Source organism: Maricaulis virginensis (assembly GCF_027922185.1).
In the GTDB taxonomy this organism is placed as follows: domain Bacteria; phylum Pseudomonadota; class Alphaproteobacteria; order Caulobacterales; family Maricaulaceae; genus Maricaulis; species Maricaulis virginensis.
On the sequence record NZ_BSFE01000005.1, the window covers coordinates 180874 to 202556 of the forward strand.

Genomic DNA, 21683 nt, shown 5'->3' on the forward strand with positions numbered 1-21683 from the left:
TGCTGTATCAGCTCACCGTGTAGTTCAGGGCCAGGCGGCCGCCATCGACATAGAGTGTGGTGCCGGTGATATAGCTGGCATCGCGCGAAGCGAGGAATGAGGCGACCGAGGCGACTTCGTCCGGGTCGCCGATCCGCTGCAGCGGCGTGCGCGACATGATCTTCGCCATGGCTTCGGGATTGTCGTTCACGGATTTGAGCACATCGGTATTGATACTGCCCGGGCCGATCGCGTTGACGCGGATGCCGTGTTTCGCGAGCGCCAGCGCCATCGACTTGGTCAGCTGATCGATCGCGCCCTTGGTGACGCAATAGGCCAGCTGGTCGGGAATGGCCACGACGCCATTGACCGAGGACATGTTGATGATGGCATAGCGGCGGCGGGCGTCCTCGACGCGTTCGCCGCCTTCCTCGATCTGGTCGACCATCTGGCGCGCCGCTTCGCGCGCGACGAGGAAGGCGCCCCTCAGGTTGACGCCCATGACGCGGTCGAAATCGCCGTCGGACAGGTCGAGAATGTCACCCTTGGCGACGATGCCGGCATTGTTCACCAGCACGTCCAGCCGGTCGAAGGTCGCCCGCGTCTCGGACAGGAGATTGTTGACCGACAGCCGGTCCGACACGTCGCAGGAGACGAACAGGGCCTTGCCCTTCTCGGCGCCCAGCTCGTCGGCCAGCGCCTCGCCGGCCTGCTGGTCGATATCGGCGATGACGACCTGGCAGCCATCCTCGCTCAGACGGCGCGCACAGGCCTTGCCGATGCCGTTGGCTCCACCGGTTACGATGGCGACGCGGTCACCCATGATGTGATCCTCTTGTTCCAAACGGGCGCGTCGCGCCCAGACGGGGTCGCTGACCTTGCACGAGCAGCGGCATGTTGCAATGGCTCCTGGCCGGATGCCGCGGTGGCAGGACTGTCAGGGATTGTGCGTGCGCTGATAGTCCTGGGCAATCTCCGGATCGTCCGGTGCCAACTGCCAGGCCCGCCGGTAGAGCGGCAGGGCCTCGTCCATCCGGCCGAGTGCCTCCAGCGCCGAGGCGTGGGAATGCACGATCGCTCCGGACTCGGGTTCCAGGGTCACGGCCTGTTCGCACAGCGGCAGCGCCGTGCGGGCGCGGCCGTCCTGGATCAGGGTCCAGCACAGCATGTTCAGCGTCGTGCCGCTTTCCGGCTCCAGCTCGACCGCCCGGCGCGCATCGTCGACGGCCGCGCCGGTCATGCCGGCATCCAGCAGGGCGCTCGACCGGTTGATCCACGCGCCGGTCCAGGACGGTTCCAGCCGGACGACGTGATCATAGGCGACCACGGCGTCAGCGGCGCGGTCCATGTCCTGGTAGACGATCCCCAGTGTCAGCTGGGTCATCACATCGTCCGGCATCTCGGCGGCGGCACGCCGCAGATCGGACAGCGCTTCCTCGAGCTGGCCAAGTTCGGTCCGGGCGATCCCGCGATTGCGCCACAGCGTCGGCTCGATCACTTCGGCGCGCTGGGTTTCGGCAATCGCAAAGGCGAAATTATAGGCGTTCAGCGCGTCTTCGTATCGCTGCTCTGCGAGAAACGCGGCGCCCAGGCCGGCATAGACACTGACCTCGCGATCCGGGTCCAGGTCCTCGCTGGACAGGCAGGCCTCCAGATCCTCGATCGCCTGCGCGCTTTCGCCGGCATCCAGCGCCAGCCGGCCGGCCTGGCAGGGCGAAACGTCCTTTTGCGCCAGCGCTGGCGGAGCCGCGACAAGGAAGAGGGGCAGGAGGGCTGCAAAGGCACGCATGATGGTCTCCGTTTCAGGACACGCAGTCTAACCTGCAAAAAGGGCGGCTCGAAAGCCGCCCCCTGCTTCGCGTGTCAGTCGGGTTCGCATCAGTTCGTCCGGATCATCCGGCCAGAGACTGATGCGTGGTCGTTCGGAGGGACTGGATCTGCTCCTTGAGCAGAAGTTTCTCCTTCTTCAGCCGGGCGACTTCCAGCGAGTCCGCCGACGAATGCTTTTTCAGTTCGTCGATCTGAGAATCCAGACGCGTGTGACGGGCGTCGAGCTCACGAATGCGGGCTTCGATGGACATGGAGACGTCTCCTCTTCTGAAGTGGAACACTCGATTGAAACACGTCCACGCATTATGTCTATTCACGAAACGTTTCGAGGTTAGGGGATGGTGAAGCCGGACCGGATGATCGTGGGTGTCTCGGGCGCCTCCGGAGTTATCTATGGAATCAGGGCGTTGGATGCGCTCCGCACAATGGGAATCGAGAGCCATCTGGTGGCCTCGAAGGCGGCCGAAATGACTCTCGGCTACGAGACGGATTTGTCGATCCGCGATTTCCGGGCCCGGGCGGACCATGTCTACAAGATGCCCGATGTCGGCGCGCCGATCGCGTCCGGCTCCTTCCAGACGCGCGGCATGCTGATCGCGCCATGCTCGGTGCGCACCATGTCCGAGATCGCCACCGGTGTGACATCCAGCCTGCTCACACGGGCCGCCGATGTCGTTCTCAAGGAGCGGCGGCGGCTGGTGCTGATGGTGCGGGAGACGCCCTTCCACCTTGGCCATATCCGCACGATGGAGACCCTGACCGAGATGGGCGCGGTGATCTGTCCGCCGTTGCCGGCCTTCTATGCCAAGCCGGAAACCATCGACGATCTGGTCGACCAGTCGGTCGGCCGGGCCCTCGACCTGTTCGGGCTGGACTGGGACTCAACCCGCCGCTGGGGCGAGGATCTGGAGGGCGGGCGCCGTTGAGCATGTCTTCGCGTCCGCAGCGCCCTTTGCGGATTTATCTGCCGGTCGAAAGCCGCTAGTATCCCGCTTTCCCGCATCGCACCGGCGCGACACCTGCAGGTGTCGCCGGCGGTCCGGCAGATCCTGTTTCGACAAGCGGAAAGAGACGGCTCAGGAATGGACGGAGATTCCCAGGAGCAACAGGCCCTTCTTGAACAGCTCACGGCGCTGCGCGAGCAGCATGATGCGCTGAACAGGGAGGTCGACATGCTGTCCGACAATGGTGTCGTCGACCAGCTCAAGATTGCCCGTCTCAAGAAGGAAAAACTCAGGCTGAAGGACGAGATCGCCCGGCTTGAGGATCAGATCACGCCCGACATCATCGCCTGAGCCCCGTCAGGGCCTGGCGCTCAGGCCTGGCGGCGGTCCGCCCGGGATTTCTGGGCCTGCTTGCGCGCATACATGGCGGCATCGGCCTGGGCCATCGCCTCTTCGGCCTTGTGACCCGCCTGCAGCGGATGGCAGCCCCAGGCTGCGCCCACGTTCAGCTCGTGGCCCTTGTGCACGAAGGGGGTCGTTTCGATGATGTCGACGAGTTCCTGGGCCTTGGCCTGCGCGCCTTCATGACCGGTCAGGGTCAGTACGAGGCCGAACTCATCCCCGCCCAGGCGGCCGACCGCATCGGTCTCGCGCACATGGGCGGCCAGCAGGCCGGCCACATGATGCAGCGCAGCGTCGCCGGCGGCATGACCGAAGCGGTCATTGATGTCCTTGAAGCCGTTCAGGTCCATATAGACCAGCGAGGACGGCGCTTCGTGACGTTCGGCCAGGGCCAGGGCTTTCGAGACCTCGCGCAGGAAGGCGCGGCGGTTCAGCACCGGCAGCAGGACATCGTGGTCGGCCAGCGATTCCAGCTCGCGCACGCGGCCGCGCAGACGCTCGGTTTCCTTGCGCAGCTGATCGACCTCGCCCATCAGCGACAGCAGGGCGCGCTGGACGTTCGGCGTCAGTTCGCTTTCGGGCACGCCCATGATCGAGGCGGAATCCCGCGGCGCTGCAGCAGAGCTTGCCGCGTCGCCTTTCCGGGCCGGATCTGACCGCCCGCTGCGGGAGACATTGCCGGTCGTGTTCAAGGGGCCGATGCGCATGCGCCGATCCACTCCGATTCCAATCCTCCCGAAACGTGAACAAGTGTGGTTAAGAAACCCTCAAGCGCCGAAAGATTTGCCCTGTCTCGAAAGGCGCCTTGACCTTCCTCGCGCGAAGGTTAAGGTCCCGCGCTTCCTTTTCTTCGTTCAGGAAGCGTCATGAGCGATCTTTCGCCGTCCTCACCCGATATGGCTGCCACCGCCAGCCTTGCCGATGTCGCCATCGTCATGGGCTCGCGTTCCGACTGGCCGACCATGAAGAAGGCGGCCGGCCTGCTGCGCGATCTCGGCGTGAACTACGAGGCCCAGGTCGTCTCGGCGCACCGCACGCCGGACCGGCTGGTCGCGTTTGCCAGGGGCGCCCGCGAGCGCGGCATCAAGGTGATCATCGCCGGTGCCGGCGGTGCGGCCCACCTGCCCGGCATGATCGCGTCCATGACAACCCTTCCGGTGCTGGGCGTGCCGGTGAAGTCCAAGGCACTCAGTGGCCAGGACAGCCTCCTGTCCATCGTCCAGATGCCGGCCGGCGTTCCGGTGGGCACGCTCGCGATCGGCGATGCAGGGGCCACCAATGCCGGCCTGCTCGCGGCTTCCATTCTCTCCCTGTCCGATGACGGGATTGCCGGCCGGCTGGCGCACTGGCGCCAGGCCCAGACCGACAGCGTGCCGGTGACGGTCGAGGACTGATCTTCCATGACGACAGCTCCGCTCTCGCCCGGTTCGGTGATCGGTATTCTCGGCGGCGGACAGCTCGGCCGCATGCTGGCCACGGCCGGCGCAGCGCTGGGCTTCGACGTCCACGTCTACGAGCCCGAGCCGGACTGTCCGGCCTCGCGGGTGGCGGCCCGGTCCTTCTGCGCACCCTGGGACGATGAGGGCGCCGTCCAGGCCTTCGCCGAGCGCTGCGATGCGGTCACCTATGAATTCGAGAACGTGCCCGTCGCGACGGTCGGGATCGCCGCGCGCGTCTCGCATCTGCGCCCGGGCGCCCGCTCGCTGGAGCTGACCCAGGACCGGCTGGTCGAGAAGAGCTTCATCAACGAGGCCGGCGTGGCCACCGTGCCCTTCGCCGCCGTCGACGACATTCAGAGCCTCGAGGCGGCCATTGCGCAGATCGGCCTGCCGGCCGTTCTGAAGACCCGGCGTTTCGGCTATGACGGCAAGGGCCAGGCCTGGATCCGCGAGCCCGGCGATGCCGCGAAAGCCTGGCAGGCGATCGGCGAGAAGCCGGCCATCCTGGAAGGCGCTGCCGCCTTCACGCGCGAGCTGTCCGTCGTGGCGGCCCGCTCGGTCGACGGCATGGTGAAGGCCTGGCCGCTGGGCGAGAACATCCATGGCGACGGCATTCTCAAGCAGACCCTGGCGCCCGCGACCGGCGTCGATGCCGCGACCCAGGCCCGCGCGCTCGAGATCGCCCGCGCCATCGGCGGCGGGCTGCAGCATGTCGGTGTCTTCGCGGTCGAGCTGTTCGACCTCGGCTCCGGCGGGCTGGTGGTCAACGAGATCGCGCCGCGTGTCCACAATACCGGTCACTGGACCATGGATGCCTGCGGCTGCGGCCAGTTCGAACAGCATATGCGCGCTGTGGCCGGCTGGCCGCTGGGCGATCCGTCGCCGCACTCGGCCTGTGTGATGACGAATCTGATCGGCGAGGATGCCAATGACTGGGCGGCGCTGGCCGCTGATCCGCAGGCCCGCCTGCACCTTTACGGCAAGCGCGCCGTGCGCGCCGGCCGCAAGATGGGCCATGTGAACCGCCTCTCCCCGCTTTAGGGGTTCGCACACGGCTGTCCCGCGCCCCATATTGGGGGTATGGACATGATGACAAATCCCACCGCACCCGACCGCTTCATCGATGACAGCGGCCCGTTCGACCTGATCGGGGATGTGCATGGCTGCGCCGGCGAGCTGGAGCGGCTGCTGCACCGGCTGGGCTATGAGGTGCGCTATGAGGGCGTCGCCGGCTCACGCGACTATCGCATCCGCCATCCCGAGGGCCGCAAGGCGGTCCTGCTGGGCGATCTGGTCGATCGCGGACCGCGCACGCCGGACGTGATGCGCCTGGCCATGCATCTGGTGGAGACCGGGGCGGGCTACTGCGTGGTCGGCAATCATGACGACAAGTTCCGCCGCTGGCTGGCCGGGCGCGATGTGAAGGTGAGCCACGGGCTCGACGCCACGATCGCCCAGTTCCGCCGCGAGAGCGACGATTTCCGCCGTCAGGTCGCGACCTTTATCGACAGCCTGCCGCACCATCTCCTGCTGGATGGTGGTGAGCTGGTGGTCGCCCATGCCGGCGTTCATGCCGACATGCATGGCGAGGACACGACCCGCGTGCGGGCCTTTGCCATGTTCGGTGAGGTGACGGGCGAACGGGACCTGCACGGCCTGCCCGTCCGCCGCAATTGGGCGCGCAAGTATTCCGGCACGGCGACTGTCGTGCACGGCCATGTCGCGGAGCCAGAGGTGCGCGAGCACAATAATGTCGTCTGTGTGGACACTGGCTGCGTCTTCGGCGGTCATCTCACCGCTCTGCGCTGGCCGGAGCGCGACCTGGTCCAGGTGCCCGCCGAACAGGCCTGGTACGCTTCTCCGCGGTGGGAGGGTTAGCCGGAGCATTTTCAGCAAAAGTGGGCACCGGTTTTGCGGTTCGAAAATGCGACCATCAAAGACCAGCATTTTCAGCAAAAGTGGGCACCGGTTTTGCGGTTCGAAAATGCGACCATCAAAGACCTGCATTTTCAGCAAAAGTGGGCACCGGTTTTGCGGTTCGAAAATGCGACCACTCAAGAAGTCACAGTATTCTCATCGACGGCAATTGCGATGAAGATGCCCTAAACCCGCGGTCCCGGGCCGTAGCGCAGCTTGCCGAGCAGGCCGGCGAGGTCGGGCAGGTCGGCGGTCATCTTGGTCAGCTGGGCCTTGGTCTTCTCGAAATCCATCACATTCTGGATGCGGCGGTCGAGAAAGGCGCGGGCCTCGGGCTTTGCGGCATCGCTCTCATTGAGCCAGGCGGCCAGGGTCGTGCCGAAGACGCCGGAGAGAATCGTCCGCTTGGAGTAGAAATTGACGTCGGTCGAGGTGTCGCCGATGGCGCGCCAGATCGTGTCTGCCGTCGCCCACAGCAATTGCGGACCGTCTGCGGCGGCATCCGGCAGCATCAGGCGGGCGCGGGCCCGGCGGGCGGCCTCTTCATGCCCCGAGAGCGCCTCGAGGCGCGCCGTGACGCCGAAGCGCACACGCTCGCGGATCTTCATTTCGGCCAGGTTTGCCGCCTTCACCGCGTCCAGCACGGCTTCGTCCAGGCGCCTTGACCAGTGCACCAGCATGTCCAGCTCGCCACGCGGGCAGGCCAGGCGGGCCTGGCCCTCATCGATCCCGGCATCGGTACAGGCGGCGCGGAAACTGTCAGCCGTCCAGCCGTCGAAGGCCGCATGCGCCAGCATGGGCTGCAGCAGGGCCTCGCGTGTGGTAGACTTGCGGAATCGGGTGTCAGAAGCGGCATCGGTCATGCGTCATTCCTAGACCAGACGCGCCTGCGCGTCACTACGCCCGTGTGCGCTGACAGAGTGGACACGGCGTCGCAGCTCTGGTAGTAGCCCCGCCTCTGGCGAACTAGCGGCGTGAGGATGGTCCTTGCGTCCAGATAATGGAGAGAGAGCCATCGTACAGATCGTTGTGCGCGACAATAATGTGGAGCAAGCGCTCCGCGCGCTGAAAAAGAAGATGCAGCGGGAAGGTACTTTCCGCGAGATGAAGCGCCGCAATCATTATGAAAAGCCGTCGGAGAAGAAGGCTCGCCAAAAGGCTGAAGCCATTCGCCGTGCGCGCAAGCTGGCCCGCAAGCGGGCTCAGCGCGAGGGTCTCATCGCGAAGCGTGGCGGTCGCCGCTAGGGTCGCCAGACCTTATTACAGGTTTCGCGAAAACGCCGCGTCCCGGATCCGGGGCGCGGCGTTTTCCTTTTGGGCATTGCGGTCTGGGGGGCGGGCCGGGCGGCGGCGTCCTAGGACGCCGCCTTCTTCTTGCCGCCGAACTGGAACCAGCTCTTCACCGTGTCCTGGTTGGCCTGGTTGAGGGCGCCCATGCGGAACAGCACACCCGCGCCCCAGATCACGATCAGGGCGGTGACCACCATGCCCAGGGTCGAGCCGATGATCTCGATCATGCCGATATCCTGGGGCAGGCGGACCAGCATGATGAAGGGGGTCCACAACGGGATCCAGCTGGCGATCGCGACGATGGGCGAGTCGGGCGCATCGATGGCCATCATCACCAGGAAGAGCGGCATCATCATCACCAGCATCATCGGGCTCATCAGCGTCTGGGCGTCCTGGATCGTCTCGCACAGCGAACCGATCGCCAGGAAGACCGCGCCATACATCAGATAGCCGACGATGAAATAGCCGATCGCCGGGCCCAGCAGCGCCGGATCGAACAGGGCGGCCAGGATTTCCGCAGCCGGAATATCGGCCGCGGCCATCAATTGCTGGATCGCCAGACCGCCGATCGAGGCGAGACCGCCCCAGAAGATCAGCAGGGTGGCGGACACGGCCGCGACGCCGAGCAGTTTCCCGGTCAGGATTTCGTGATGCCGGGCCGAGGCCAGCATCATTTCCAGCACCTTGTTGCCCTTCTCCTCGATCATCGCGGTGAGCAGCATGTTCACCACCGAGAAGATCACGATCCACAGGCCGAAGGCGGTGGCCACGCCCATCACGATGGGCAGGCGTTCGCTTTCTGTGACTTCCGCAGCCTCGTCGGTGCGTTCCGGATTGAGCTCGCGCACCACGGGCTCAAGGTCTTCGGCGGCCTCGATCAGCGCCGGGTCGACGCCATTCTCCACCAGATGACGCAGCTGCATGTAGTCGCGCAGGGCGTCGCGGATATCGCGGCGCAGGTCGCGATCGGTCAGATTGGTGCTCCAGTAGGCCATCTCGACACGGCCCGGCACGGGCTCGCTGAGGAAGATGGCAGCAAAGAGCGGCTGCGGGCCGTCGGCGGTTTCCAGCTCGGCATCGCCGGTCAGATAGGGCCGCAGCTCATTGAGGTCGGTCGTGCCGGCCTCGACGCGGATATAGCCGTCATTGTCCAGCTGCATCGAATTGTCGATGGCCGCGCCGAGTTGGGGATTGTCGCCGAGGATTTCGCGTGGGGCCTCGCGCACCTGTTCGGCCTGGTCCTCGCGGGACCGGTCGATCTGCTCGAACACGGCCTCTTCCAGACGGCCGCCGGTCTCGTCGACCAGCACGTAGTAGCGGGTCGGCTGGGAGTTCTCGATCAGGATCGGCATGCCGAAGCCCAGCGCCATGAAGAGCGGCACGGAGAGCAGCGACAGCCAGAAGCCCCAGGTCGCGACATAGGACAGGAATTCGCGGCGGGCGATGAGATAGATATTGCGCATCAGACGGTCTCCGCTTCCGGGGCGGCGGCTTCGCGGCCGACGAGATGGACAAAGGCATCGTGCAGATGGGCGCGCACCGGTTCGAACCGGGTCAGCTTCACATCGGCATCGACACAGGCCTTGAGAATGTCCTGGGCATCGACACCGGGACCCAGATCGACGATCCAGACCTCGTGTTCGCCCCGGGTCTCGCGGTGAACCTCGCCCTTGCCGGCCAGCACCCGGGAAAGGTCATGATCGGAGACGATTTCCAGCGTCACGCGCCGCGGCACTTGGCCCAGCGCTTCGGCGACGGTACCGTCGAAGGCCTTCCGGCCCTTGGCGATCAGCACGATCTTGTCGCACAGGCGTTCGGCGTGCTCCATCACATGGGTCGAGAACAGCACGGTGCGCCCGGCCTCGGCCTGACGGCGTACCACCTGTTCCAGCGCATTCTGGTTCACCGGGTCGAGGCCCGAGAAAGGCTCGTCCAGAATGATGAATTCCGGCTCGTGCACCAGGGTCGAGATGATCTGGACTTTCTGGGCCATGCCCTTGGACAGGGTCTTCACCTTGCTTTCGGCAACTTCGGCGAGGCCGAATTCCTCGAGCATCTGCAGGCCGCGGCGGCGCGCTTCGGCCGGGGCGACGCCCTTCAGCCGGGCGAAGAAGACGATCACATCGATCACCTTCATCTTGCGATAGATGCCCCGTTCTTCCGGTAGGAAGCCGACGCGGTCGAGCGCTGCGGGCCGCGGCGGGCCGCCGAACAGCGAAACCGTGCCGCGATCGGGCGTGAGAATGCCCAGCGACATGCGCAGGCTGGTGGTCTTGCCGGCGCCGTTCGGCCCCAGGAAACCGGTGATCTGGCCGCGCTCCACGGAAAAACTGACATCGCGGACGGCAGGCTTGCCGTTGAACGTCTTTGAAACGCCGTCCAAGGCGAGAATGGTCTCTGACATGATGCCCCTCAGTGTCGTGTCCTGCGAAACTAGAGGTGCGCCGCCCGGTGATCCACCGGTATTGAACAGCAAGGCGTCCCTCCCGGCCCGGTCCGCCGCCGGGCGGGCGGCTGCAGCGCGGCCTTGGGGGTCATCGCCTGCGGGGCGATAGTGAGCGCGGCCAGACAGTCGGGGAGATCATGTCCATCGAGCCGGAAACTGCGAGATCGCGGCTTGTCGCGCTGCGCGAGGAGTTGCGGGATCTGTCCGCGGCTGCGCGCGAGGACCGGCAGCCCGTGGCGCTCGACCAGCAGTCGGGCGGCCGGCTGTCGCGCCAGGATTCCCTGCAGGTGCAGGCGATGGCCAAGGCGGCCGAGGCGCGGCGGGCGCAGGAAATTCGTCGCATCGACGCCGCGCTCGAACGGCTGGAGAATGACGAATACGGCTGGTGCGTGGAATGCGGTGAAACGATCGAGGCGCGGCGGCTGGAGATTGATCCCGCAACGCCGCGCTGCGCCGGTTGTGCTTAGAGCATTTTCAGCAAAAGTGGGGACCGGTTTTGCGGTTCGAAAATGCGACCACTCAAAAATCAGAGCTATGCCGCACGGCCCGGAACGAGGAAGACATGTCAGCACTTTCGCCCACCCTGGATATCGAAACGCCGCGCCAGGCGATGGCCGGTACCACGCGCTGCCAGGTGGAAAGCCTGCTGGACGATGACACGCTGGCGGCGGCGCGTGCGGCTATCGACACGGTGCCGCGCTGGACGCTGGTGACCAAGCTCAATGGCCGCCATCTCGACCTCGATTCCGCGGCGATGGGGCAACAGTCTCCGGCCCAGAAGGCCGAGTTCCAGCGTCATGTCGATGCCGAAGCCAGGCGCGGCTTCGGCTATCTCTACGACACCTATTCGATCTACGACAAATGGCACCGCGGCGAACTGCGCCGCGAAGTGCCGGCATTGTGCGACCTGTTCGAGCTGATCAATTCCGACCGCTTTCTCGATCCGATGCGCACCATCCTCGACGCGCCGGACATTGCCTTCGCCGATGCCCAGCTGACCCGCTATACGCGCGGCCATTTCCTGACCACGCATGATGATGGCGTGGCCGGCAAGAACCGGGTCGCGGCCTATGTGCTGACCCTGTCCGATGGCTGGAAAAAGGGCTGGGGCGGGTTGCTGGAATTCTACGGCCCCGGCGGCAGTGTCGAGACTGCCTTCGTGCCGCGCGGCAATACACTGTCGATGTTCAGGGTGCCGCAGCCGCACGCCGTGACGCGTGTCGGCGACAAGGTGCGTGGCGCGCGGGTCTCGATCACCGGCTGGCTGCGCACGGGCACCGACCCGGGACCCGGCGGCAGTTAGGACGCCGTGCCCTTCGTGGCATAGCCGGCGCCGCGGATCAGCGTTCGCAGGGCGTCGTCGCCGGGTGAGGCGAGCTTGAGGAGTTCGGCAAAGGGGTCGCCACCCAGGCCAAGCACCCGGGCAAAGGCCGGTTCGGTCTTCAGCCCGCCGGCCTTGGCGGCGCGGATATCGTCGCGAAACCGGTCTTCGGCCAGGTTCAGAAGGCGATCCTCGGCCAGCCAGTGGATATAGCTCTCATGGGTTTCCACCGGGCGGCAACGGCCGAAAATCTCCACCGGCATGCCCTCCAGCGTCAGCCGGGCGATCACCGAGGCTTCGCCGGCATGTTCATTGTCGGCAACTGCCGCACCGGGAAAGGCCTCGATCAGGGCCTTTCGGAAGACAGCGAGGTCGGGGCCGGCCGTGCAGGCGATATCGGCGTCGGCATCGGGCCCGTGCACGTCCAGCGGGATCGAGCCGACCCATCGCGGATCGAAGGGCGCAAGGCGGCCGAACACGTCCGCGCGGTCCAGTATGGCGCGCGCATCGCGCACCGGCAGAATGTCGCAAGGCATGGCACGCCTTTCTCCCGATTATGTCCTAGTGTCAACGCCATTGCTGCCGGGCGGGCGGTCCGGGGTGCGGGAGGGCTTCAAATGCGTGCTTTTCTGATTGCTGTTGTCTGGCTGGGGGCAGGGCTTGGCCTGCTTCCGGCGCCGTCGCAGGCCAGCGAGCCGGACGAGGTTCTTGCTGCGCTCGGCTGGCTGGAAGGGTGCTGGGCCGGGCCAGGCTTCGATGGCGAGATGTCGGAATGCTGGATGCGCACGGCATCGGGCGAGCTGGTCGGGGCCTTCCAGTACAGCGCCGACGGCGCGCTGCAATTCTCCGAAATGCTGATGATCGGGCACAATCCCGACGGGGCGTTCGGCTATCACGTCAAGCACTTCAATCGCGACTTCACCGGCTGGGAGGAAAACGGCGAGCAGGTGAGTTTCGAGTTTCTTGCGCTGGACGGCGATCGCGTGATCTTCTCGGGCCTGGTGCTGGAGCGCGATGGCGAGACGGGGCTGAAAGCCTTTCTCGACATGCGCCGCTCGGACGGGCGCGTGGAAACCGTGCCCTTCCATTTTCACAGGATGGAGTGATGGGGTTTTACGACGAACGGATCCTGCCCAACCTGATTGCCTGTGCCTGCGGGGCGCGGCCGATCGAGAAGCATCGCCGCGCCATCGTGCCGCAGGCCGAAGGCGTGGTGCTGGAAGTCGGGCTGGGGTCGGGCACGAACCTGCCCTTCTACGATGCCGCCCGCGTTGAACGGGTGATCGGTGTCGAGCCGTCGGCGGGCATGCGGGTGAAGGCGCGCCGGGCCATTGCGCGGCAGGCTGTGCCGGTGGAATTGCTCGACGCGTCCGGCGAGGCCCTGCCGCTGGACGATAACAGTGTCGACACCGTGCTGTTGACCTTCACCCTGTGCACCATTCCCGACGCTCCGGCCGCGCTCGCCGAGATGCGGCGTGTGCTCCGGCCGGACGGGAAGCTGGTGTTCCTGGAACACGGTCTGGCACCGGATGCCGGGGTCGCGCGCTGGCAAAGACGCGTCGAACCGGTCTGGAAGCGGATTGGCGGCGGCTGTCATCTCGCCCGTCCGATGGACCGGCTGATCGCGCAGGGCGGGTTTCACATCGATACGATGGATGCGGCCTATACGCCGCGCACGCCCCGGATATCGGGTTTTGTCTATCGCGGCGTCGCTAGTGTGGGTTAGGTGTGTTGCAGATAATATGCACATTGTGATATTTTGCACAAATGATGCAAAATAATATTATCCTTATGGGCGATGTGACGGCGAGTTCTCGGCGCGAGGCGGGGCGGGTTCGAGACTGGCTGGCCGGCGTTGTCGCCACGATCAACGACACGCAGGCCGACGATATCCGTTCTCCGCTCACGGTCACGCTGGGCGACGAATTCCAGGGCGTCGTCGCTTCGGCGGAAGCTGCCATGCGCATCGTTTTTGCTCTTGATGCGCTGTGCCTTGAGGCCGATCCGCCGATCGACCTGCATTATGTCATACTGGAGGGCGGTATCGAAACGCCGATAAACCCGGACATCGCCCATGGCATGCTCGGGCCGGGCCTGACGCGGGCACGCCAGCTACTGACCGAAAAGCCGACCCAGAAGCGCCGCAGGACACGCTGCACGATTGAGCTGGGAGATGTGACGCTCACGGCTGCCGCCGCAGACATTCTGCTGGCACTGGAAGGTCTGCGGGCGCGCTGGAACGACGTTGAGCGACCCTATGCGGCGGTTCTGCTGGAAGAGCCGGACGACAGCGTAGCCGCCGACCGGCTCGACCGCGATCGCACCAGCGTCTACCGTCGCCGCAGGACGCTGCTCGTCGAAGAGTACCGGGCGCTGCAATCGGCGCTGCTGACGATTCTGGATCGGGGACTGGCCTCCCCGTCGGAGGAGGGATGATGATCGCTGAAAGCGCAGCTGCGGCCGGCATCTTCCTGGTGATGGAGGTCGCCGGCCTTTTCCTCTTCCGCTGGCTGCGGCTGGCGTTGCCCGGCGAGCGGGAGACGGGACGCTGGTTCGATATCGAGACGGTGAAGGGGGTGCTGGAGAGGTTGATGCTCTATGCCGGTCTGCTGATGGGCTATCCGCACGTGTTGACCCTGTTCGCCGCGGTCAAGCTGGCCAACCGGATGAGCGATGAGAGCCCGGACCATGACGAGATGAAGAACTACTTCCTCGTCGGCAATCTGGTATCGGTGCTGATGGTGTTATTCGCGGTCTTCCTGGTGCGAAGCGTGGTCCCCGCACTGCTCTAGAACCAGCGTCCGACCCTATTGCCGAGGCGACAGGGCCAGCGCGGCGAAGGCGGCGCCCAGCGCCAGGATGAGCGGCGAGAAATAGACCGCGTTGAGGTGGGCGAAGGGTTCGGCAGCCCGTGAGAACGGGCCGGGCATATAGCTCACCGCGCCGCGCAGCAGGAAAATCAGGGCCAGTCCGGCCAGCGGCACCCGCAGCAGGATCAGCGAGTCCCAGGCCAGGACGCCGCGCGCGAAGGCGAAACTGCCGGCGGCAAAGATCAGGGCTGCGACGACGAGCGTCACTCCGGCTGGCGGCATGACACCGCTGTGCGTGCCGATCACGGTGCGCGACAGGGCCGCTGCATTATCGGCCGGCCAGAGGCCGCCCAGTCCCCAATAGACATGCAGACCGGCCGTGGCCGACAGGACGAGAAAGCAGAACCAGCCCAGAACCGTATGCATGACATGCCCCCTTCCGATCCGGCGCGCAGGCATCATGCGTGACGGGGGCTAAGCGGGAAGCGGTCACATCGTCGCGCCGCTCCCCGGGATCCGTCAGTCGAGCGCCTTGACGATGCTCTCGACCATTTTCTTGGCGTCGCCCAGCAGCATCATCGTGTTGTCGCGGAAGAAGAGCGGGTTCTCCACCCCGGCATAGCCGGAGCCCAGCGAGCGCTTCACGAAGAAGACCGTGCGGGCCTTCCAGACCTGCAGGACGGGCATGCCGTAGATCGGCGAGCCGGGATCGTCCTCGGCGGCCGGATTGGTGACGTCATTGGCGCCGATCACGAAGGCGACGTCGGCATTGGAGAAGGAGGAGTTGATGTCCTCCAGCTCGAACACCTCGTCATAGGGCACCTGGGCCTCGGCCAGGAGGACGTTCATATGGCCCGGCATGCGGCCGGCGACCGGGTGGATGGCGTAGGAGACCTCGACGCCCTCCTCCTTGAGCATGTCGGCCATTTCCTTCAGTGCGTGCTGCGCCTGGGCGACGGCCATGCCATAGCCCGGCACGATGATGACCTTGCCGGCATTCTTCATCACGAAGGCGGCGTCGTCGGCCGAGCCCATCTTGGCATTGCCCTGCGGACCGGCATCGCCGGCTGCGGCGCTGTCGGCGCCGAACCCGCCCAGGATCACCGAGATGAAGGAGCGGTTCATGCCCTTGCACATGATGTAGGACAGGATCGCACCGGACGAGCCGACCAGCGCACCGGTGACCAGCAGTGCCGTGTTCTCCAGCGTGAAGCCCAGCGCGGCCGCGGCCCAGCCGGAATAGGAATTCAGCATCGACACCACGACCGGCATGTCGGCGCCGCCGATCGGGATGATCAGCGTGATGCCCAGCACGAGGGCTGCGATGGTGATCAGCCAGAAGGCGAGTTTCGCATCGCCGCCCGAGGCCATCAGGAAGGCGATCATCAGGGCGATGAACACACCGATGGCGATGTTCAGTATGTGCCGGGCGGGCAGGATGATCGGCGCGCCGGACATGTTGCCGTTCAGCTTGGCAAAGGCGATCACCGAACCGGAGAAGGTGATGGCGCCGATCGCGGTGCCCAGCGACAGTTCGAACAGGGAAAGCTGTTTCAGATTGCCCAGCGCATCGGCGATGTGGAAGGCGTTCGGCGCGTAGAGCGCGGCCGCGGCGACCAGGACGGCCGCCATGCCGACCAGCGAGTGGAAGGCGGCGACCAGTTGCGGCATCGCCGTCATCGGCACGCGCCGTGCGATCACCGCACCGACACCGCCGCCGATGGCGATACCGGCCACGATCAGCACCAGCGACAGCGCGTCGAGGTCGACGGCGAGCAGGGTGGTGACGATCGCCAGCGCCATGCCGGCCATGCCGAACAGATTGCCGCGGCGGGCGGTTTCCGGGCTCGACAGGCCGCGCAGGGCCAGGATGAAGAGAATGCCGGAGACGAGATAGAGGAGGGCAGCCAGATTGACGGACATGTCTAGCGCTCCTTCTTCTTGTACATGGCCAGCATGCGCCGGGTGACCAGGAAGCCCCCGAAGATGTTCACGCTCGCCAGGATGATGGCGACGAAGCCCAGCCCGCGCGAGAAGCCCGCACCGCCGCCGGACGCGGCCTGGCCCGCGACCTCGCTGCCGGCCGTGGCTGTGGCCGCCAGAAGCGCGCCGACAATGATGACCGAGGAAATGGCATTGGTGACGGCCATCAGCGGCGTGTGCAGGGCCGGGGTCACCGACCAGACGACGTAATAGCCCACGAAGACCGCCAGGACGAAGATCGCCAGGCGGAAGATGACGGGATCAACGGCTTCCATTGAAACCTCCAATTTGGCTCCGGCCGGAGAGCAGAACAGCGCCCGTCAGAAGGGCTGCAATGCCTGCGGCATACGTAACAAGTCGGGCGTCGGCGCTGAGGCCGGCCTGGCGGCCGTATTCGTCAAGGGGTTCGGCCGCCAGCAAAGTTCCGGAGAACGCGCCCAGGAACAACAGCATCACTCCAAACACGATGACAATGGCCGCCAGCCACGCCATCACATTGCGGAAGAATGCGAAAATCACGCGCCTTCCTTCACCAGGCTGGGATGCACGACGGCACCGTCCTTGGTCAGCGCCATGCCCTGGATGACCTCGTCGTCCCAGTGCGGCGCCTTCTTGCCGTCATCGTCGACGAGCAGCGGCAGCAGGTTGGCGAGGTTCTTGGCATAGAGCGCGGAACTGTCGGCGGCGAGCCGGGCGGGCAGATTGGCGAAGCCGGCGATCTTCACGCCCTTGTGCTCGACCACCTCGTCGGCCCTGGTCAGCTCGCAATTGCCGCCCGTGGGCGCAGCCAGGTCGATGATCACCGAACCGGGCTTCATGCTCTCCACCATCGCCTTGGAGACGAGTTTCGGTGCCGGGCGTCCGGGGATCAGGGCGGTGGTGACGACCACGTCCTGCTTGGCGATATGGCTGGCGATGAGCTCGGCCTGTTTCGCCTGGTATTCCTTGGACATTTCCTTGGCATAGCCGCCGGCCGTCTCGGCCTGCTTGAATTCCTCGTCCTCGACCGCGATGAATTTCGCACCCAGCGAGGCGACCTGTTCCTTCACCGCCGGACGCACATCTGTCGCGGTGACAATGGCGCCGAGGCGGCGGGCCGTGGCGATGGCCTGCAGGCCGGCAACACCGACCCCCATGACGAAGGCCTTGGCCGGGGCGACCGTGCCGGCCGCCGTCATCATCATCGGGAAGGCGCGTCCGTAGAGCTGCGCCGCCTCGATCACCGAGCGATAGCCGGCGAGATTGGCCTGGGAGGACAGGGCATCCATCGCCTGGGCGCGGGTGATGCGCGGCACGAATTCCATCGCCAGCGCGTCGATCCCGGCCTTGGCCAGGGCCTCGGCTTTCGCGGTGTTCCCGTGTGGTTCGAGATGGCAGACGAGCAGCACGCCCTTCAGCTTGGCGAGCGTGGCCTCGTCCGGTGTGCGCACACCGAACAGCGCCTCGGCGCCCTTCAGCGTTGCCGCAGCCGTGCCGATCTTGGCACCGGCCTCGGCGAAGGCGTCGTCCGGAATGGCCGCAGCCACGCCGGCGCCTTTCTCGATGGCGACCTCATGGCCGGCACCGACGAATTTCTTGACAGTTTCGGGGGTCGCGGCCACGCGGGTCTCGCCCGCATGTCGCTCCTTCAGAATGGCAATTCGCATGGTCTCCCGCCGCTTTATGGCTTGTTTGCGGCGAGCATGGTCGAATTCTTCCCGAAGGGGAAGGCCTGCAGAAAAATTTCTTTGTGCAGTGCAGTATAGCGCTGCCGGCGGGGCAGATTTAACCGCCGAGCGCGAGGCTGAAGAGCTGCACCACGCCGCCGCAGACCAGTCCGAACACGAACAGGCCGCCCACGGTCACATACCAGCTCATCTTCATCTGCAGGACGAGGCCGGCGATGACACCGACAATGGCCACGCCGATCAGCGAGGCGAGCCAGTCCATGCCGACTGCAAAGGCGAGCGTGAGGTAGAGCACCGTCACGCCGGTGAGCAGGGAGCCCCAGGTGCTGACGGCCATGAAACCGTCGAACGTGGATTTGTGCTGGGAAATGTCCATCTCGCCGCGAACGTGATCAGCCGCCATTGCTGCAACCCCTGTCAAAAAGATGCCATGTGACCGAGCGGATAGCACGCGTTGCGCGCCCCGCCAAGATGCGGTGCTGCCGCCGGGGGCGGGTGCCATGCCCGGCGTGACACCTGTCATGTCCGATCGGTGAGACCTGTTTCTGCCGCAAGGGCGGCTGCAGCGCGAGAGTGGCTCCGGATACGAACACCGGAGCCCTCTCATGACCGACGATTTCAAAACCCAGCTGCAGAACGTCAAGGACCAGTATTATCTCGATGCCGGCGGCGGCATTTCCCTGCCCGTGGCCGGCGCCATCTACTGGATCGCCCTGGCGGCGCTCAGCCGCTACCTGCCGCCGGCAGACTGGGCCCTGACCGCCGCGGCCCTGTCCGGCATGATCTTCCCGCTGGGCCTCCTGTTGCAGAAACCCCTCGCCTCGCCCTTCATGAAGTCGAAATCGCCGATCGCCGGGGTTGGCCTCCTCTCGGTGATGTCGATCAACATGCTCTGGCCGGTCCATTTCATCGTTCTGGACATCTCGCCGGACGCCGCCCCGCTCAGCCTCGCCATCGGCATGACGCTGCACTGGCCGGTCATCGGCTGGACCTATGGCAGCCGCGTCTGCCTGATCCACGCCATCGCACGCGTCGCCGCGGTGAGCGTGCTCTGGTACGCCTTCCCGGAAGGCCGCTTCGACGTGCTGCCGCTGACCGTCGCCGCCCTCTACCTGCTGGCTGCGGGCGGGATGCGCTGGGAACTGGGCCGTTTGCGCCGTAAGAAGGGCCTTCAGGCCACGGCGATGACGGAGCAGCCCGCGTGAAGGCACGCCTGCAGAATGTGAAGACGCAAGGCCGGTGGTGGCGGCATCTCTCGCCCCACCGGCCCTGGATCTATCTGGTCTATCTGGTGCTGCCGTTTGCGCCCTGGTTTTACGGCGTTCCGGCCGGCGAGACCCTCGCCGTCACCATCGTGGCGACGGCGCTTTTCCTGTGCCTCTTCGTCTTCGCCATGATCCGGCGCGACTGGACGAGCCTGCCGGCAGCCCTGGCCGTCCAGCTGCTGGGTTTCTGGCTGCTGGGGGTCAATCCGGGTGCCGCGGTCTATCTCATCTTTGCCGTCGCCATGATGGCGCGCATCCGCGACCGGCAATGGCAGCGCATCGGCCTTGCCGCCTGGCTGGCCGCCCTGGTAGCGGGCTGTCTGGCAACCGGCGTACCCTGGCTCTACAGCCTGGCCTATCTGGTGTTCGGCGCCATCATTGCGGCGGCGACGGCCTGGTCGGCCCGCAGCGAGGAGCGCGAAGCCGTGCGCGAGGAGATGGAGGCCGATGCCGCCGCCCGCGCCGTCGAGGCCGAGCGCCAGCGCATCGCCCGCGACCTGCACGACCTGCTCGGTCACACGCTCTCGGTGGTCACGCTGAAAGCCGACCTCGCCAATCGTCTCTTCGATGCCGATCCCGGGCGGGCAAAGGCCGAGCTGGCCGCGATCCAGCAGATCGGCCGCGATGCCCTGGCCGAGGTGCGCGAGGCGGTCACGGGGTTGCGGGTACGGCCGCTGGCCGAGGTCGCCGGCGAGATCGCCGGCCGTCTGCGCGATGCCGGGCTGGAGGTCAGCCTCGATCTGCCTGCCGACGCAAACCTGTCCGACATGGCCGCAGGAGCTTTCGGCATGGTGGTGCGCGAGGGCGCGACCAATGTGCTGCGCCATGCCGGTGCGCGCCGTGTCGCCATCTCCCTGCACACGGACGCGGCAGGCCTGGTGCTGACCCTGGCCGATGATGGCCGCGGCGGTGCACGTTTCGCCGGCCGGGGGCTGGACGGGCTGCGCCAGCGGCTGGCCGAGGCAGGCATGACGCTTCACACCGCACGCGGGCTGGACGGACGCGGCAGCGCCCTGCGTGCGGTCTGGCCGGCGGGCACAGGGGACACGGCCTCATGATCGAAATCGTCATCGCCGAAGACCAGACCATGCTGCGCGATGCGCTGGCGACGCTTCTGTCGCTGGAAAGCGATATCGCCGTGGCGGGCACGGCGGCGACCGGCCGCGAGGCGCTGGACCTGGTCCGCCGCCACACGCCGGCCGTTCTCGTCAACGATATCGAAATGCCCGGTCTTACCGGTCTGGAACTGGCCGCCCAGCTGCGCCGCGACGGCGCAAGGACGCGTGTGCTGATCGTCACCACATTCGACCGGCCCGGCTATCTGCGACGGGCGCTGGAGGCCGGCGTGAGCGGTTATCTGCTCAAGGACACGCCCTCGGCCGAGCTCGCCGAGGCCGTGCGCCGCGTTGCTGCCGGCGAGCGGGTCATCGCGCCCGGGCTGGCCGAACAGGCCTGGAGCGAGGCCGATCCGCTGACCGATACCGAGCGGCGGCTTTTGCGTCTGGCCGAAGCCGGCATGGACAGCCCCGCCATCGCCGAGGCCGAGGGGCTGGCGCGGGGCACGGTGCGCAATTACCTGCACAGCGCAATTTCCAAACTGGGCGCAGCCAACCGGATCGAGGCGGCCCGGCTCGCCCGCGAGCGCGGCTGGTTGTGAGCTGGCACCCCGCTTGCTAGCTTTCCCGTCGAGGGAGGGCGCCGCCATGAAGATACCGTTTGCCGTCTGGTCAGCCGTGATTGCCCTTTGCGTCTATGGCGCGCTGGTGGCGCTGGCCTATCGCGATTTCGGCTATCTCGATCCGCTGCCGCAGCGGGCGTTGCAGATCGGCGGCGTCTGGCTGGCGCTCGTCGTTCTGGCGGCCATCTTCGGTGCCTTGAAAAAGACCTTCACCTCCCGCCCCGCCGACATCCCCACAGACGTCGCCAAAGAACTGGACTCGCATCCGGAATAGGGTGGGGCATGCACATCAGGCTTCCCCTGCGAAGCGGGGGAAGTGCCGAGCGCAGTGAGGCGATGGGGGTGAGTGAATGCGCGCTACGCGCTCTGCGCCGCTTCGCACCGCCCCCTCAGTCCGCTTCGCGGACAGCTCCCCCGCAAGCGGGGCGAGCCCTGGGGCCGGCACTTATTCTTCACACACGCTCAACCCGATTTCCCCGGACGAGTTCCGGGGTCTGTCGAACGTGCCGGTTTCGCGCTGCCAGCTCTGTCTTGCTCCTCAACCTGACCCCGGAACGGGGCCGGGGGAAACAGGAGCGGTGTCAGCTCCCCCCTCTCCCCCGCCGGGGAGAGGAATCAAAGGTGAGGGGCGGCCGCGGAGCGGCCACTCAGAGACTTTCTGCGGCGCTGGCGCGCGCCCCTCATCCGGGCTTCGCCCACCTTCTCCCCCGGA

The 21683-nt window shown here is 66.1% G+C and carries 30 protein-coding genes; 16 read left to right on the forward strand and 14 right to left on the reverse strand.

Annotated features, from left to right (window positions below; genetic code table 11):
- Positions 1–7: 7 nt before the first annotated feature.
- The 3 genes from PKE71_RS10650 to PKE71_RS10660 all read right to left on the reverse strand — a co-directional run bounded on the left by PKE71_RS10650 (position 8) and on the right by PKE71_RS10660 (position 2060).
- Complete coding sequence (locus PKE71_RS10650) at positions 8–802, reverse strand: SDR family NAD(P)-dependent oxidoreductase (RefSeq protein WP_271186956.1); 795 nt, start codon at positions 800–802, stop codon at positions 8–10.
- Positions 803–916: 114 nt separating this feature from the next.
- Complete coding sequence (locus PKE71_RS10655; protein ID WP_271186957.1) at positions 917–1768, reverse strand: tetratricopeptide repeat protein; 852 nt, start codon at positions 1766–1768, stop codon at positions 917–919.
- Between the two features lie 103 nt (positions 1769–1871).
- Positions 1872–2060, reverse strand: a complete 189-nt coding sequence (locus PKE71_RS10660; RefSeq protein WP_271186958.1) for a DUF465 domain-containing protein — start codon at positions 2058–2060, stop codon at positions 1872–1874.
- 87 nt (positions 2061–2147) lie between these two features.
- Here PKE71_RS10660 and PKE71_RS10665 point away from each other — a divergent pair, with 87 nt between their 5' ends.
- Positions 2148–2735: a UbiX family flavin prenyltransferase gene (locus PKE71_RS10665; RefSeq protein ID WP_373878810.1), complete on the forward strand. Its 588-nt coding sequence runs from the start codon at positions 2148–2150 to the stop codon at positions 2733–2735.
- 156 nt (positions 2736–2891) lie between these two features.
- Positions 2892–3104 (forward strand): YdcH family protein, encoded by a 213-nt coding sequence (locus tag PKE71_RS10670; RefSeq protein ID WP_271186959.1) that lies wholly within the window; start codon positions 2892–2894, stop codon positions 3102–3104.
- Positions 3105–3124: 20 nt separating this feature from the next.
- Here PKE71_RS10670 and PKE71_RS10675 read toward each other — a convergent pair whose 3' ends face one another.
- Positions 3125–3862: a GGDEF domain-containing protein gene (locus tag PKE71_RS10675; protein WP_271186960.1), complete on the reverse strand. Its 738-nt coding sequence runs from the start codon at positions 3860–3862 to the stop codon at positions 3125–3127.
- Between the two features lie 159 nt (positions 3863–4021).
- Here PKE71_RS10675 and purE point away from each other — a divergent pair, with 159 nt between their 5' ends.
- The 3 genes from purE to PKE71_RS10690 are packed head-to-tail and all read left to right on the forward strand — an operon-like array spanning position 4022 to position 6472.
- Positions 4022–4549 (forward strand): 5-(carboxyamino)imidazole ribonucleotide mutase, encoded by a 528-nt coding sequence (purE, locus tag PKE71_RS10680; protein WP_373878811.1) that lies wholly within the window; start codon positions 4022–4024, stop codon positions 4547–4549.
- Positions 4550–4555: 6 nt separating this feature from the next.
- A complete protein-coding gene (locus PKE71_RS10685) occupies positions 4556–5635 on the forward strand; it encodes a 5-(carboxyamino)imidazole ribonucleotide synthase (protein ID WP_271186961.1) in 1080 nt (359 codons plus the stop codon).
- Between the two features lie 45 nt (positions 5636–5680).
- Positions 5681–6472, forward strand: a complete 792-nt coding sequence (locus PKE71_RS10690) for a metallophosphoesterase (RefSeq protein ID WP_271186962.1) — start codon at positions 5681–5683, stop codon at positions 6470–6472.
- A gap of 224 nt (positions 6473–6696) precedes the next feature.
- On the opposite strand, the gene PKE71_RS10695 is transcribed toward PKE71_RS10690, so the two are convergent.
- Positions 6697–7374: a COQ9 family protein gene (locus PKE71_RS10695; protein ID WP_271186963.1), complete on the reverse strand. Its 678-nt coding sequence runs from the start codon at positions 7372–7374 to the stop codon at positions 6697–6699.
- A gap of 124 nt (positions 7375–7498) precedes the next feature.
- Between PKE71_RS10695 and rpsU the strand changes: the two genes are divergently transcribed.
- Positions 7499–7756 (forward strand): 30S ribosomal protein S21, encoded by a 258-nt coding sequence (rpsU, locus tag PKE71_RS10700; protein WP_366917239.1) that lies wholly within the window; start codon positions 7499–7501, stop codon positions 7754–7756.
- A gap of 110 nt (positions 7757–7866) precedes the next feature.
- On the opposite strand, the gene PKE71_RS10705 is transcribed toward rpsU, so the two are convergent.
- Both PKE71_RS10705 and PKE71_RS10710 read right to left on the reverse strand, forming a co-directional pair.
- Positions 7867–9264: an ABC transporter permease gene (locus PKE71_RS10705; RefSeq protein ID WP_271186964.1), complete on the reverse strand. Its 1398-nt coding sequence runs from the start codon at positions 9262–9264 to the stop codon at positions 7867–7869.
- The gene (locus PKE71_RS10710; RefSeq protein ID WP_271186965.1) at positions 9264–10205 is read right to left on the reverse strand and encodes an ABC transporter ATP-binding protein; all 942 of its coding nucleotides are present in this window, start codon (positions 10203–10205) and stop codon (positions 9264–9266) included. Before PKE71_RS10710 ends, PKE71_RS10705 begins: the two co-directional genes overlap by 1 nt.
- Before the next feature lie 179 nt (positions 10206–10384).
- Between PKE71_RS10710 and PKE71_RS10715 the strand changes: the two genes are divergently transcribed.
- On the forward strand, positions 10385–10714 hold the full coding sequence (locus tag PKE71_RS10715; RefSeq protein WP_271186966.1) for a TraR/DksA family transcriptional regulator: 330 nt from the start codon (positions 10385–10387) through the stop codon (positions 10712–10714).
- 95 nt (positions 10715–10809) lie between these two features.
- Positions 10810–11550, forward strand: coding sequence for a 2OG-Fe(II) oxygenase (locus tag PKE71_RS10720; RefSeq protein WP_271186967.1), 741 nt, complete (start codon positions 10810–10812; stop codon positions 11548–11550).
- Here PKE71_RS10720 and PKE71_RS10725 read toward each other — a convergent pair.
- The gene (locus PKE71_RS10725) at positions 11547–12104 is read right to left on the reverse strand and encodes a DUF4269 domain-containing protein (RefSeq protein WP_271186968.1); all 558 of its coding nucleotides are present in this window, start codon (positions 12102–12104) and stop codon (positions 11547–11549) included. The two genes, PKE71_RS10720 and PKE71_RS10725, sit on opposite strands and share 4 nt — an antisense overlap.
- A gap of 81 nt (positions 12105–12185) precedes the next feature.
- On the opposite strand from PKE71_RS10725, the gene PKE71_RS10730 reads away from it, so the two are divergent.
- The 4 genes from PKE71_RS10730 (at position 12186) to PKE71_RS10745 (ending at position 14360) form a co-directional block, all read left to right on the forward strand.
- Complete coding sequence (locus PKE71_RS10730; protein WP_271186969.1) at positions 12186–12674, forward strand: DUF6265 family protein; 489 nt, start codon at positions 12186–12188, stop codon at positions 12672–12674.
- Complete coding sequence (locus PKE71_RS10735; protein WP_271186970.1) at positions 12674–13294, forward strand: class I SAM-dependent methyltransferase; 621 nt, start codon at positions 12674–12676, stop codon at positions 13292–13294. Before PKE71_RS10730 ends, PKE71_RS10735 begins: the two co-directional genes overlap by 1 nt.
- 65 nt (positions 13295–13359) lie before the next feature.
- Positions 13360–14004 carry a SatD family protein gene (locus PKE71_RS10740; protein ID WP_271186971.1) on the forward strand — a complete coding sequence of 215 codons (645 nt, stop codon included), beginning with the start codon at positions 13360–13362 and terminating at the stop codon, positions 14002–14004.
- Complete coding sequence (locus PKE71_RS10745) at positions 14001–14360, forward strand: hypothetical protein (protein WP_271186972.1); 360 nt, start codon at positions 14001–14003, stop codon at positions 14358–14360. Before PKE71_RS10740 ends, PKE71_RS10745 begins: the two co-directional genes overlap by 4 nt.
- Before the next feature lie 15 nt (positions 14361–14375).
- Here the strand turns inward: PKE71_RS10745 and PKE71_RS10750 are convergent, their stop codons facing one another.
- The 6 genes from PKE71_RS10750 to PKE71_RS10775 form a co-directional block, all read right to left on the reverse strand.
- Positions 14376–14804: a DUF3995 domain-containing protein gene (locus PKE71_RS10750; RefSeq protein WP_271186973.1), complete on the reverse strand. Its 429-nt coding sequence runs from the start codon at positions 14802–14804 to the stop codon at positions 14376–14378.
- A gap of 93 nt (positions 14805–14897) precedes the next feature.
- Positions 14898–16301: an NAD(P)(+) transhydrogenase (Re/Si-specific) subunit beta gene (locus tag PKE71_RS10755; RefSeq protein ID WP_271186974.1), complete on the reverse strand. Its 1404-nt coding sequence runs from the start codon at positions 16299–16301 to the stop codon at positions 14898–14900.
- 2 nt (positions 16302–16303) lie between these two features.
- On the reverse strand, positions 16304–16636 hold the full coding sequence (locus tag PKE71_RS10760; RefSeq protein WP_271186975.1) for a proton-translocating transhydrogenase family protein: 333 nt from the start codon (positions 16634–16636) through the stop codon (positions 16304–16306).
- Entirely contained in the window at positions 16623–16880 is a 258-nt protein-coding gene (locus tag PKE71_RS10765) for a hypothetical protein (RefSeq protein ID WP_271186976.1), read from the reverse strand. Before PKE71_RS10765 ends, PKE71_RS10760 begins: the two co-directional genes overlap by 14 nt.
- Positions 16877–18007, reverse strand: coding sequence for a Re/Si-specific NAD(P)(+) transhydrogenase subunit alpha (locus PKE71_RS10770; RefSeq protein ID WP_271186977.1), 1131 nt, complete (start codon positions 18005–18007; stop codon positions 16877–16879). Before PKE71_RS10770 ends, PKE71_RS10765 begins: the two co-directional genes overlap by 4 nt.
- A 118-nt stretch (positions 18008–18125) precedes the next feature.
- Positions 18126–18431, reverse strand: coding sequence for an aa3-type cytochrome c oxidase subunit IV (locus PKE71_RS10775; protein WP_271186978.1), 306 nt, complete (start codon positions 18429–18431; stop codon positions 18126–18128).
- A 202-nt stretch (positions 18432–18633) separates the two neighbouring features.
- On the opposite strand from PKE71_RS10775, the gene PKE71_RS10780 reads away from it, so the two are divergent.
- The 4 genes from PKE71_RS10780 to PKE71_RS10795 are packed head-to-tail and all read left to right on the forward strand — an operon-like array spanning position 18634 to position 21245.
- On the forward strand, positions 18634–19233 hold the full coding sequence (locus PKE71_RS10780) for a DUF7010 family protein (RefSeq protein ID WP_271186979.1): 600 nt from the start codon (positions 18634–18636) through the stop codon (positions 19231–19233).
- Positions 19230–20351: a sensor histidine kinase gene (locus PKE71_RS10785; RefSeq protein WP_271186980.1), complete on the forward strand. Its 1122-nt coding sequence runs from the start codon at positions 19230–19232 to the stop codon at positions 20349–20351. Before PKE71_RS10780 ends, PKE71_RS10785 begins: the two co-directional genes overlap by 4 nt.
- Positions 20348–20950, forward strand: coding sequence for a response regulator transcription factor (locus PKE71_RS10790; RefSeq protein WP_271186981.1), 603 nt, complete (start codon positions 20348–20350; stop codon positions 20948–20950). The genes PKE71_RS10785 and PKE71_RS10790 overlap by 4 nt, the downstream gene beginning before the upstream one ends.
- Before the next feature lie 46 nt (positions 20951–20996).
- Positions 20997–21245 (forward strand): hypothetical protein, encoded by a 249-nt coding sequence (locus tag PKE71_RS10795; protein WP_271186982.1) that lies wholly within the window; start codon positions 20997–20999, stop codon positions 21243–21245.
- The last annotated feature ends 438 nt before the right edge of the window (positions 21246–21683 follow it).

Bases quoted from the DNA above. Each gene is read 5' to 3' on its own strand.
- PKE71_RS10685 (WP_271186961.1), top strand. From the start codon at position 4,556: ATGACGACAGCTCCGCTCTCGCCCGGTTCGGTGATCGGTATTCTCGGC.
- PKE71_RS10735 (WP_271186970.1), top strand. From the start codon at position 12,674: ATGGGGTTTTACGACGAACGGATCCTGCCCAACCTGATTGCCTGTGCC.
- PKE71_RS10720 (WP_271186967.1), top strand. From the start codon at position 10,810: ATGTCAGCACTTTCGCCCACCCTGGATATCGAAACGCCGCGCCAGGCG.
- PKE71_RS10750 (WP_271186973.1), bottom strand. From the start codon at position 14,804: ATGCATACGGTTCTGGGCTGGTTCTGCTTTCTCGTCCTGTCGGCCACG.
- PKE71_RS10690 (WP_271186962.1), top strand. From the start codon at position 5,681: ATGATGACAAATCCCACCGCACCCGACCGCTTCATCGATGACAGCGGC.
- PKE71_RS10665 (WP_373878810.1), top strand. From the start codon at position 2,148: ATGGTGAAGCCGGACCGGATGATCGTGGGTGTCTCGGGCGCCTCCGGA.
- PKE71_RS10770 (WP_271186977.1), bottom strand. From the start codon at position 18,007: ATGCGAATTGCCATTCTGAAGGAGCGACATGCGGGCGAGACCCGCGTG.
- PKE71_RS10795 (WP_271186982.1), top strand. From the start codon at position 20,997: ATGAAGATACCGTTTGCCGTCTGGTCAGCCGTGATTGCCCTTTGCGTC.
- PKE71_RS10775 (WP_271186978.1), bottom strand. From the start codon at position 18,431: ATGGCGGCTGATCACGTTCGCGGCGAGATGGACATTTCCCAGCACAAA.
- PKE71_RS10650 (WP_271186956.1), bottom strand. From the start codon at position 802: ATGGGTGACCGCGTCGCCATCGTAACCGGTGGAGCCAACGGCATCGGC.
- PKE71_RS10755 (WP_271186974.1), bottom strand. From the start codon at position 16,301: ATGTCCGTCAATCTGGCTGCCCTCCTCTATCTCGTCTCCGGCATTCTC.
- PKE71_RS10695 (WP_271186963.1), bottom strand. From the start codon at position 7,374: ATGACCGATGCCGCTTCTGACACCCGATTCCGCAAGTCTACCACACGC.
- PKE71_RS10670 (WP_271186959.1), top strand. From the start codon at position 2,892: ATGGACGGAGATTCCCAGGAGCAACAGGCCCTTCTTGAACAGCTCACG.
- PKE71_RS10710 (WP_271186965.1), bottom strand. From the start codon at position 10,205: ATGTCAGAGACCATTCTCGCCTTGGACGGCGTTTCAAAGACGTTCAAC.
- PKE71_RS10740 (WP_271186971.1), top strand. From the start codon at position 13,360: ATGGGCGATGTGACGGCGAGTTCTCGGCGCGAGGCGGGGCGGGTTCGA.
- PKE71_RS10745 (WP_271186972.1), top strand. From the start codon at position 14,001: ATGATGATCGCTGAAAGCGCAGCTGCGGCCGGCATCTTCCTGGTGATG.
- PKE71_RS10715 (WP_271186966.1), top strand. From the start codon at position 10,385: ATGTCCATCGAGCCGGAAACTGCGAGATCGCGGCTTGTCGCGCTGCGC.
- purE (WP_373878811.1), top strand. From the start codon at position 4,022: ATGAGCGATCTTTCGCCGTCCTCACCCGATATGGCTGCCACCGCCAGC.
- PKE71_RS10675 (WP_271186960.1), bottom strand. From the start codon at position 3,862: ATGCGCATCGGCCCCTTGAACACGACCGGCAATGTCTCCCGCAGCGGG.
- PKE71_RS10655 (WP_271186957.1), bottom strand. From the start codon at position 1,768: ATGCGTGCCTTTGCAGCCCTCCTGCCCCTCTTCCTTGTCGCGGCTCCG.
- PKE71_RS10780 (WP_271186979.1), top strand. From the start codon at position 18,634: ATGACCGACGATTTCAAAACCCAGCTGCAGAACGTCAAGGACCAGTAT.
- PKE71_RS10730 (WP_271186969.1), top strand. From the start codon at position 12,186: ATGCGTGCTTTTCTGATTGCTGTTGTCTGGCTGGGGGCAGGGCTTGGC.
- PKE71_RS10660 (WP_271186958.1), bottom strand. From the start codon at position 2,060: ATGTCCATCGAAGCCCGCATTCGTGAGCTCGACGCCCGTCACACGCGT.
- PKE71_RS10725 (WP_271186968.1), bottom strand. From the start codon at position 12,104: ATGCCTTGCGACATTCTGCCGGTGCGCGATGCGCGCGCCATACTGGAC.
- PKE71_RS10790 (WP_271186981.1), top strand. From the start codon at position 20,348: ATGATCGAAATCGTCATCGCCGAAGACCAGACCATGCTGCGCGATGCG.
- PKE71_RS10760 (WP_271186975.1), bottom strand. From the start codon at position 16,636: ATGGAAGCCGTTGATCCCGTCATCTTCCGCCTGGCGATCTTCGTCCTG.
- PKE71_RS10705 (WP_271186964.1), bottom strand. From the start codon at position 9,264: ATGCGCAATATCTATCTCATCGCCCGCCGCGAATTCCTGTCCTATGTC.